Raw genomic sequence first — 10,807 nt, forward strand, 5'->3', positions numbered from 1 at the left:
GAAATGGACGCATTAGACAAGAAAATTATCAGAACAGTGCAAAACGATTTTCCCCTTGTTGCTAAACCTTACGAAATATTAGCCGAACGTGTCGGCATCAGTGAAAATGAATTGATTTGCCGGCTTAAGCGTTATAAGGATGAAGGACAAATACGTAAAATGGGAGCTGTGTTGGGGCATTATACAGCAGGTTTTGCTGCCAATGTACTTTGTGCGTGGGTTGTTCCTCCTGACCATATGGATACAATAGCAAAAGCTATGGCGGCTCATTCAGCAGTATCCCATTGTTATGACCGGACGACAACAGAGGACTGGCCTTATAATGTTTATACGATGATCCATGCGCGGACACGTTCAGAATGTGATGCTGTCGTTGAAGAGCTGGCACAGGAAAATCGGTTAACGGATAAGGTTCTTTTATATAGCGTAAAAGAATGGAAAAAAACCAGTATGCGGTATTTTGAAGAAGAGGCAGCGGTTAGATAATAGAATAATTATGGAAAAGGAGATCGTTGCTTTCCATATTCTGTATTAGACAAGTAAAGGCTTCAGGATTGTTTCTATCCTTAGGCCTTTTATTTTTCTGCTTATTGAAGACAATATTTAAAAATGCTACAATAAGAAAAGTTATCGCTTAAATACTGGACATAATTGTAACTGTACTTAGAAAAGATTGAAATTTATTTAATAAGGATTTGATGAAATGTTTTCACAGGCTATGTATGAATTAGGAACGAAGAAATCTACTATAAGGACAATTTTTGAATATGGCCGCAAACGCGCTGCTGTCGTTGGAGAAGACAATATATATGATTATAGTCTTGGCAATCCTAACGTTCCCGCACCGACTTATATCAAACAGGCTATTTTTGATATCCTTAACGAGGAAGATCCTTGCGCTGTACATGGTTATACCATTGCACCGGGATTGACCGTCGTCAGAGAAAAATTAGCCAAAAGCGTCAATCGTCGTTTTGCAACAAAATTTTCGGCAAAAAACTTTTTTATTACGGGCGGGGCAGCCGGTGCCATAACGATCACTTTTAAGGCTTTAAGTGAACCAGGTGATGAATTTGTGACCTTTGCTCCATTTTTCCCTGAATATAAATGTTTTGTTGAATCTACAGGTGCAAAGCTGGTAGTCGTTCCTGCGCAACCATCTGATTTTCAAATAAATTTTGCGGAATTTGAAAAAAGAATTTCGAAGAAAACGAAGGCAATAATAGTAAATTCTCCTAATAATCCAAGTGGTGTTATTTATTCGGAAGATACTATAAAAACACTTGCAAAAATATTGGAAAAGAAAGAAAAAGAATACGGGCATCCTATCTTTCTTATCTCTGACGAACCTTATAGAGAAATTGCCTATGATGGCATTGAAGTTCCTTATTTGACACATTATTATGCGGACACAATTATTTGCTATTCTTATAGCAAATCATTTTCTTTGCCAGGAGAACGCATTGGTTATATCCTCATACCTGATGAAACGGCTTCTTCAGAACAGATATACGGTGCTGTTGCTGGAGCTGCGAGGGTTTTGACACATGTAAATGCGCCTTCCCTTTTCCAGCGCGTTATAGCCCGCTGCTGTGATATGCCTTCTGATATAAGCACCTACCAAAAGAATGGAACACTTCTTTACAATGGCCTGGTTGAAGCCGGTTTTAAATGCATAAAACCACAAGGAGCTTTTTACTTATTTCCAGAAAGCCTTGAACCAGATGATTATGCTTTTTGTAAAAAAGCACAGGAATTTGATTTGCTTTTGGTACCGGGAACTGACTTTGGCTGCCCCGGCCACTTTAGAGCTTCTTATTGCATAAAAACCTCCATTATAGAAAAATCCCTGCCTGTTTTCAAAAAACTTGCTGAAAGCTACGGTATAAAAAAAGGGAGTTGATATTTTGTCGCAGCTTCATAAACAACCAGCAGCAAATAATCCGCATTTAGACACTGTGCAGCTTACGCCTATAAATGTCAGAAAACCTGAATTTGAAAGTGAGTTTTCCAATTTAAAACAATTATTTGGTGCAGATTTTTTTACGATGTATATTGCCTCCATACATAATTTGGCCAAAAATAAAAATACGCTGCTTATAACAACAGGAAATGAATTGCAAAAAATGCATATTGAAGATATTATTCCGGCTCTAAAAGAAATATTCATGGTTAAAAAGGTGAAAGTTATCGGCCTTATGAAACCTTTTTATAATTGACGTGAATAAGCTTTGGCTTTAAGTAGTGGGGGAGTTGGTTCCTATGCTTAGGTTTACAAAATTATTATTTTCGATAAGAAAGATCAGCAGAACAAAAGCTGCTGACTTTTTTTAACTAGCAAGAGGAAAAACAACAGTATAACCCTTCAACTGTTAAAAATCTTGTTAAAGCTTACAATTTGCGTTATACTGTTTTTGACTTATGAATGATTGTCTGTTAGAATTTTATATGGTCTGTTTGCAAAGGATATTATAGCCGCATCCATCGGCAATTTAAATATTTTGTTTCTATTATAAATAAGAGGTGACATATTTGTTTGGTTTTTTAAAAACTTTACTTGGTGATAATAATGAAAAAGAAATAAAACGTATGCGTGGCATTGTTGAACGAATAAATGCACTGGAACCGGAATATAAAAAGATGAGTGACGGTTCTTTATGCGGTAATACGGCAAAATTTAAGGAACGTATAGCTAATGGCGAAGCACTTGATTCTATTTTACCGGAAGCTTTTGCCGTAGTACGTGAGGCTTCTCGGCGGACTTTGGCTATGCGGCATTTTGATGTCCAGTTGATCGGTGGTATTTGCCTGCACGAAGGGAAAATAGCTGAAATGAAAACTGGTGAAGGTAAAACTTTGGTGGCTACTGCACCTGTATATTTGAATGCCTTATCACAAAAAGGTGTACATATGGTAACGGTAAATGATTATCTTGCTAAACGTGATAGCGAATGGATGGGACGTCTCTACCGGACACTTGGCCTGTCTGTCGGTCTTGTCACTCATGATATGGATTTTGCTGAACGTAAGTTTGCTTATAATTGCGATGTTACCTTTGGTACCAATAATGAATTTGGGTTTGATTATCTGCGTGACAATATGGTAATAAGTAAAGATCAAATGGTACAGCGGGATCTCCATTATGCGATTGTCGATGAAGTTGATAGTATACTCATAGATGAAGCGCGTACTCCGCTTATTATTTCTGGACCGGGCAGCAAATCGACGAACATGTATTCCATTATGGCAAAAGCTGTAGCACCTTTAAAAGAGGGTGAGGATTATACACTTAATGAAAAGGAAAAGACCGTATCGCCTTTAGAGTCAGCTGTTACTAAAGTAGAAAAAGCTCTTAATATAGATAATCTGTACGATACTGCCAATATAGAAATGTCACATTGTTTTACGCAGGCATTGCGTGCCAAGGCAATGATGAAACGCGACCGGGATTATGTTGTCCGCGACAATGAGATTATCATTGTTGATGAATTTACAGGCCGTCTTATGGTCGGCAGACGTTATTCTGATGGTTTACATCAGGCTATTGAAGCAAAAGAAAATGTAAAAATACAGCGTGAGTCCCAGACTTTAGCAACTATTACATTTCAGAATTATTTTCGTATGTATGCTAAATTATCTGGTATGACAGGTACTGCTAAAACTGAAGAAGACGAATTTATAAAAATATATAAATTACCAGTTATTGTCGTGCCTACAAATAAACCAGTTAAACGTACTGATTTTCCTGATGTTATCTATAAAACCAAGAAGGCAAAATTCAAGGCTGTCGTAAATGCCATCAAGGATTATCATGCTAAAAAACAGCCGGTACTTGTAGGGACTACATCTATTGTGCAGTCAGAAGAATTGAGCGACCTTTTAAAGAAAGCACATATTCCCCATAATGTTTTGAATGCTAAGCATCATGAAATGGAAGCACAAATAATTGCGGATGCCGGTCAGGCAGGCGCAGTGACGATTGCTACCAATATGGCTGGCCGTGGTACTGATATTACGCTTGGTGATGGTGTGGCTGCCAATGGAGGCTTGCATATAATTGGCACAGAACGCCATGAATCACGCCGTATTGACAATCAGTTGCGTGGCCGTGCTGGACGTCAGGGAGATCCAGGCTCTTCAAGATTTTATTTATCCTTAGAAGATGATTTGATGCGCCTGTTTGGTTCTGATAATATTGCCAATATAATGGATAAACTTGGCATGGGTGAGAATGATCCTATCGAACATAAACTGGTTACCCGTTCTATTGAACAAGCCCAGAAAAAAGTGGAAGCACGTAACTTTGATATTCGTAAACATGTTCTGGAATATGATGATGTTATGAATCAACAGCGCGAAGTTATATACAGTCAGCGCCGTAAAGTCCTTGTTGGTGACAATTTAAAAGAAAATATACTCGATATGGTGCATGATGTTATCAAACATGAAATGGATGTGTTCGCTAACGAAAAAGTATATCCTGAAGAATGGAACATACAAGGACTTATTGATGATGCTGAAAAAGTGTATGCACCAAAGGACGCGCTCACCAAGGATAAACTCGAAAGTATGAGTCGGGATGAGTTGGAAAATTATCTGTACAAGACCGCTGATACCACTTATAATGAACGTGAAAAACTGTTTGGTGAAGACAATATGCGTGAACTGGAAAGAATTGTCATGCTTAAGGTTGTTGACAGCAAGTGGATGGAACATCTTGATGAAATGGATATGATACGTGAAGGTATTGGACTGCGTGCGTATGGCCAGAAAAATCCTCTTGTAGAATATAAAATAGAAGCTTATGATATGTTCCAAGCGATGATAAACAGTATTCAGGAAGACATCGTTAAATTAATGTATCGAGTAAATATCGTACGTCAGGAACAACCGCCTTTGGAAGATCATCTGAAGGGCGCTACTATTTCGCACGGCACAGAAGAAATGCCAGATAAGAAGAAACCGGTAGTGAAGAAAGATACTGTCGGCAGAAATGATCCTTGTCCGTGCGGCAGTGGGAAAAAATATAAAAATTGTTGTGGTAGAAATAAATAATTACTTTTAGGGATGTGAATGCAGTGTTAGAAGATTTACGAGTTACTATAGTCGACTTAAAGAAAAAACTGGATGAAATGGGGGCTTCACTTTGACGTCGCCCATAAAAAAGAGAAAATAGCTGAACTGGAATATAAAATGGGTGAACCGGCTTTTTGGGATGATTCTGAAAAAGCCCAGAAGGTATCTACTGAACTGAATGTGTTAAAAGACGGTGTTGATCGTTATCAAGGTATGCTCGATAAATATGAGGATATGCATCTGCTTTGGGAGATGGGTACAGAAGATAAGGACGAATCAGTCTGCGGTGATGTAGAAAAAGAAATTAATGAGATACGCAAGCAAATAGAAAAATTAGAACTTGAGATATTATTATCAGGAAGATATGATGCCAATAATGCTATTTTGACACTTCATGCTGGAGCTGGTGGTACAGAAGCACAGGATTGGACGCAAATGCTTTTGCGCATGTATGGCCGCTGGGCAGAAAAAAATAAATTCAGTGTGGAAACGGTGGATTTGCTGCCAGGTGATGAAGCAGGTGTGAAATCGGTTACGTTGGTGATAAAGGGACATAATGCATATGGCTATCTTAAATCGGAGAAGGGGGTACACCGCTTAGTGCGTATTTCTCCGTTTGATGCTAATGCCCGTCGTCATACTTCCTTTTCGGCATGCGATGTAATGCCGGAAATAGATGATAATGTGGATCTTGATATCAATATGGCAGATGTGCGCGTTGATACCTATAGAGCAAGTGGCGCCGGTGGACAGCATATCAATAAAACAGATTCAGCAGTCCGGATGACGCATATACCAACAGGTGTTGTAGCGCAATGCCAGAATCAACGTTCTCAGCTACAAAACAGGGAACAATGTCTCAAACTTTTGCGTGCTCGTCTTTTCGAATTGGAAACACAAAAAAAAGAAGCTGAACTTGCTAAATTAGAAGGCGAACAACAAAAGATTGAATGGGGCAGCCAAATTCGTTCATATGTATTTCATCCTTATAATCTTGTGAAGGATCATCGTACTAATGTTGAAACGAGCGATACACAAGGTGTAATGGATGGTAATATTAATTTGTTTATAGAAAGCTATCTGCGCGCTAAAGCAAACAAGCAGCTGTAATGCTGTTTGTATAATGACTGCTGACCTGAGAAGTTTGCAATGACTGTCTTTGGAAAATGAAAGAGAGTCTAATTCCAGGTCAGTTGCTGTATTTTATTTTATAATGATGACGGTAGCATACTTTGCTATTGCTGGGTGATAAAATTGCGTAAAATTTTAGTTATTGTTTCATCCCTAATAATACTTGCAACTGTATTGACTAGTTTGGTTTTACCTAACTATGTTTCCTACACGATATATAATTATTTGAAGAATGATATGCATGCCCGTAACATACAAGGTGAAGTGCAAACTCATCCGCCTTTCATGATAGCTGATGGGAAGATCGACAGGGTCTATTATAAAGCTGATGCTGCCCTTATCGGTCAGACGGAAGTGCATGATTTGTTGTTGACGGGTGATAAACTGTATATAGATATGCCTGACCTCTTACAGCAGCGTTTTACAGTCGATAAGGCAGAAGATATTGCTTTATCTTGTACTATTGATGAAAAATCTCTTGAACGCTTGTTACTGCAAAAAATAACACGTTTGCACAGCGCCACTGTCCTTATAACGCCTCAACTCGTGACAGTAACAGCGAATATTCCAATATTGGATAATAATATTGCGGCAAATATGACTGGTTCGATATATACTGCGGATGGAAATATTTATTTTAAAATTGCTGAATTCAACGTAGAAAATACCTTATTAGGAAAAATCAGTTTGAACACGCAGGACGCGATAATGCTGCTTGATAAAAATAAGTTACCTTTTGGTGCAAGAATCGATTCCGTTACACAGGAAAATAATCAAATATCCATTAAAGCAAGTGCTCACAAAGAATAGATAAGGTGGGAAAAATTTTGAAGGTTTTCAATTATAACCGCTGGTTTATACTGCTGATTGCAATAGGTCTTGTTGCTGGGTTGGTAATAAGTTTTCAGCGTCATCGTGTAGAAAATGACAATATGACTGTAGAGCTAGCTCTTGATTATGAAGATTTATTAAAATTAGCAGAAAATGAGGGGCTGCCGCCGTCTGAGGTGCTTGCTGAAGCAAAAGAAGCAGGAATAACATCACTAGCAGTCTACGAAACTACGTTCAAAAAATTGAATGAAAACGGAAAAGCTGCGGCAACACCAGGCAGTGTGCTTTTACAGCGTTATCATAATGGCTCCCTTACAGATCCTGATTGGGTAGCCTTAGTCCAAGCTGGCAAAATAGTTGGTACGGAAGTTTATGTAACTGGCAATGACCCACAGACTTTTAAGGAAGTAAAAGAAGATCTCCTTTTGCGTCTTGGTGACCAGCGTGTTCAATCAATGCATGTTGGCAGTAATGAAGTTCTTGCGGTTAAAACTAATTATGAAGATTTTCTAAAAATTAATTTAGGCATGCCAACAGATGAAATGAAAGCTGCGAACGATGCCGGTTTTTATGTAATAGCTCGCCCTAGCAATTATACTGATGTCACTAAAGGGCAAATAGATGCTGTTTTTGATAGATTAGACGGTATTAAGGTATCTGAGATTATCTTTTCTGGTCCACAAACTTTGGGTGCACCTGATTTGCTGGAATATACCATTCAAAAGATGAAACAGCGTAATATTACACTAGGGATGATTGAAAATGTTTCCCAGCTGCAGTTCTATCCGCAGGATGGCCTTACAGATATTGCACAGGGACTCGATTATAAGGCAGCACGTCTTTATACTATCCCTAAAGATGAACAGCCTAAATTGAAGTTGGCTGATGCAGTAGAACGCTGGAGTAATACTGATGAAGAAAGAAATATTCGCATAGATCTCTTGCGTCCATATGAAAAACCTGCCACAGGTCTTTCTGTGATGCAAACTAATATAAAATATTTCGCCGATACGAAAAATAAATTGGAAAATAAAGGCTTTACAGTAGGCCCTGCCAGCAGTTTTGAAATATATAATGGCAGCCAGATTCTACGAATACTCATGATGGCAGGAGTTTGTGCAGCTGGTGTGCTCTACTTATCCTTAGTTATTCCAAACTTTAAACTTAAGCATCAATACATTTTATTTATAATAGCTGCAGTAGTATGTATACTTCCATTGGCTATGGGACATGGTAATAAAATTCGTGTTCTGGGTGCTTTTGCGGCGGCTAACCTTTTCCCCGCCTTGGCGATGATCTATTTGTTGGACAGGATTAAAACCATGAAGCGCAGCAAGAATCTTCCCTTTAAACGTGTAATAGCATCTTGTTTTGTTTCCATAATCATTACAAGCATTATTTCGCTAATAGGGGCAGCATACTTGTCTGGTATATTATCTGATGTCCGCTATTTCCTTGAAATAGAAATATTTAGAGGAATTAAACTTACCTTTGTACTGCCTATGATTTTGGTAGGGATTGCATTATGCCAGAGATTTAATGTCTTTGACGACAATAATCCATTGGTACCAATGGCATTCTTAGATCAGTTGAAACATTTCTTAAATATGAAAATACTTGTAAAAACACTAATAATTTTTGCGGCCTTGGCTTTAGCCCTAGTGGTATTTATTGAACGCTCTGGGCATACTGCCGGATTCCCGGTACCAGGCATTGAATTGAAAATACGTGCTCTTTTAGAAAGAACATTTTTTGCTAGACCACGCTCAAAAGAATTGTTCATTGGCCATCCTGCATTTTTTATTATGATCATGGCATGGCTTAGAAAATGGCCTGTATTTGTTTTCGGTATACTGGTTTTTGCCGCAACTATTGGACAGGGCTCAATGGTTGAAACCTTTGCCCATATGCGGACACCTGTATACATGTCATTGTCTCGTGGAATCAATGGCGTTGTCCTCGGAGCTTTGTTAGGTTTTGTAGCGCTAGTGATAATAGAGCTTTGGAGACATTTTTCTTCCTCATTAGAGAGGAGGAAAAATGCCGGGCATGAGTAGTATTGTAGTTTCAGGATATTATGGTTCAAAAAATGCCGGCGATGAAGCGATGCTTGCAGCAATGCTGGAAGTTTTTACAGACCTTGATCCTAAAATAAAATTCACTGTTATATCGACAAATCCAGTTGATACTGCGAAGCGGCATGGTGTAAAATCGATAAATTGGTTAAATATTTTTGCCATCTTAAAGGCCTTAAAAAATGCTGATTTATTGATAAGCGGCGGCGGCAGTCTTTTGCAAAATGTAACCAGTGGGCGTAGCTTGTATTACTACATGGGAATACTTTTTTTATCGGTTTTAGTGAGAACACCTATTATGCTTTATGCACAGGGAATTGGTCCTGTTTTCGGTTGGTTACCACGCAAACTTATGTGTTGGTTTGGTAACCATGCAAAACTTATTACAGTAAGAGATAAAGAATCTTTAACCGAATTGGAACAGATGCATATTTCTAAGCCTTTAATAAAAGTAACAGCAGATCCTGTGCTGGCAATTCATTCTGTTGACAAAAATATTGGCAGGCATATTTTATCAGAAAATAAAGTTCCGCATACAAAACCAATAGTGGGTATCTGTGCAAGAGAATGGCGCGGCTTGTTGCACTATAAAAAGGTTTTAGCTGATATCTCCGATAGAATTACGGAAACCTTTGGTGTACAGATTGTATTCATACCGATGCAATTTCCTGAAGATGTCAGAGTAGCAGAAAAAATAGCGGCGTATATGAAATCTACCCCTATATTACTCAACGATGAATATACTACAAGTGAACTTTTATCAATAACAGGCAATTTGGATATGTTAATTTCAATTAGACTGCATGCATTGATATTTGCCGGTGTTATGGGCGTTCCTATGATAGGGATGTCCTATGATCCTAAAGTAGATAGATTTTTAAATTCTATTGGCGAAAAAGCAGCTGGTAATTTAGAACAGACGACTGCAGATGATATCTTTACCCAATTTGCCACCAAATGGAATAATAAGGATAAAGTAAAAGAAGTAAATGGGCAACGTTTAGCAGAACTCCGTAGAGCCGCTTCTAGCAATGCAGAAATGGCATTGGATTTGATAAGGAATGATCGTATTTCAAAACATTAATAATTGATAACTGAAATTAGTTTTTAGTCGATTGTTAAAATAAATAAGATCATAGTTTGACATTGTAAAATGATTACCTAGTCTTTTTTTAGGAATTTTAGTTAATAATTATTTTAGTGATATAGTAATATTTCCGTATAATTTTGGGTAATGTGACCAATTTAAGATAAATATTTACTAAATTAATTTTTATAAAATATAAATCAATAAATGCTTGCATTTTATTAATTTATACTCTATAATAGGTAAAGTGCTTATGGAACTGACTCACTAGCTCAATTGGTAGAGCATCTGACTCTTAATCAGCAGGTTCGGGGTTCGATTCCCCGGTGGGTCACCAATAATGACAATACTTTCAGCAGTTTGGCTTGATTTGTCACAAGATTCATGGGAGCAAATTGGGAGCAAACTTAGAACTTTAAGATAAACCGGTAGGAATTCCTACTGGTTTTTTTGTTATGCAAAAAGGTCTATCGTTAATGGTTAGGGTTATGAAAAATTCAAGATAGTACAAGGTAAGCGCAAAATAAAACAGTGGCTGTAAAATATACCCTAAACATGAGATAATTCCTTTAGAGTTTTCAGAGCAGGTCGAAAAACTCGAAAAAAT

Annotated in this window: 9 protein-coding genes and 1 tRNA gene; 9 read left to right on the forward strand and 1 reads right to left on the reverse strand. The window is 37.8% G+C overall.

Annotated elements, in window-relative coordinates:
• Positions 1-3 precede the first annotated feature (3 nt).
• The 9 genes from ahbB to EDC37_RS10580 all read left to right on the forward strand — a co-directional run bounded on the left by ahbB (position 4) and on the right by EDC37_RS10580 (position 10,537).
• Positions 4-486: a siroheme decarboxylase subunit beta gene (gene ahbB / locus EDC37_RS10540; RefSeq protein ID WP_132551117.1), complete on the forward strand. Its 483-nt coding sequence runs from the start codon at positions 4-6 to the stop codon at positions 484-486.
• 217 nt (positions 487-703) lie between these two features.
• Positions 704-1,903, forward strand: a complete 1,200-nt coding sequence (locus tag EDC37_RS10545) for a pyridoxal phosphate-dependent aminotransferase (RefSeq protein ID WP_132551119.1) — start codon at positions 704-706, stop codon at positions 1,901-1,903.
• Between the two features lie 4 nt (positions 1,904-1,907).
• Positions 1,908-2,219 (forward strand): hypothetical protein, encoded by a 312-nt coding sequence (locus tag EDC37_RS10550; protein WP_132551121.1) that lies wholly within the window; start codon positions 1,908-1,910, stop codon positions 2,217-2,219.
• A 313-nt stretch (positions 2,220-2,532) separates the two neighbouring features.
• On the forward strand, positions 2,533-5,055 hold the full coding sequence (gene secA / locus EDC37_RS10555; RefSeq protein WP_132551123.1) for a preprotein translocase subunit SecA: 2,523 nt from the start codon (positions 2,533-2,535) through the stop codon (positions 5,053-5,055).
• 23 nt (positions 5,056-5,078) lie between these two features.
• A protein-coding gene (gene prfB, locus EDC37_RS10560; protein WP_196589756.1) for a peptide chain release factor 2 occupies positions 5,079-6,186 on the forward strand; the annotation gives its coding sequence in 2 pieces (ribosomal slippage) (positions 5,079-5,147 and positions 5,149-6,186; 1,107 coding nt in all).
• 144 nt (positions 6,187-6,330) lie between these two features.
• Positions 6,331-7,017, forward strand: a complete 687-nt coding sequence (locus tag EDC37_RS10565; protein WP_132551127.1) for an LmeA family phospholipid-binding protein — start codon at positions 6,331-6,333, stop codon at positions 7,015-7,017.
• Positions 7,018-7,034: 17 nt separating this feature from the next.
• Positions 7,035-9,095 (forward strand): DUF5693 family protein, encoded by a 2,061-nt coding sequence (locus tag EDC37_RS10570; RefSeq protein WP_132551129.1) that lies wholly within the window; start codon positions 7,035-7,037, stop codon positions 9,093-9,095.
• Positions 9,088-10,197 (forward strand): polysaccharide pyruvyl transferase CsaB, encoded by a 1,110-nt coding sequence (csaB, locus tag EDC37_RS10575; RefSeq protein ID WP_132551132.1) that lies wholly within the window; start codon positions 9,088-9,090, stop codon positions 10,195-10,197. The genes EDC37_RS10570 and csaB overlap by 8 nt, the downstream gene beginning before the upstream one ends.
• Positions 10,198-10,461: 264 nt before the next feature.
• Positions 10,462-10,537 (forward strand) — tRNA-Lys (locus EDC37_RS10580).
• 78 nt (positions 10,538-10,615) lie between these two features.
• On the opposite strand, the gene EDC37_RS12440 is transcribed toward EDC37_RS10580, so the two are convergent.
• The coding region (locus EDC37_RS12440; protein WP_207900830.1) for a hypothetical protein at positions 10,616-10,807 on the reverse strand (192 nt) is incomplete at its 5' end.

Origin of the sequence: Pectinatus cerevisiiphilus (genome assembly GCF_004341685.1) — a bacterium.
Classification (GTDB): Bacteria; Bacillota; Negativicutes; order Selenomonadales; family Selenomonadaceae; genus Pectinatus; species Pectinatus cerevisiiphilus.

Coding starts and splice junctions, on each gene's coding strand:
- ahbB (WP_132551117.1), top strand. CDS start 4: ATGGACGCATTAGACAAGAAAATTATCAGAACAGTGCAAAACGATTTT.
- EDC37_RS10545 (WP_132551119.1), top strand. CDS start 704: ATGTTTTCACAGGCTATGTATGAATTAGGAACGAAGAAATCTACTATA.
- csaB (WP_132551132.1), top strand. CDS start 9,088: ATGAGTAGTATTGTAGTTTCAGGATATTATGGTTCAAAAAATGCCGGC.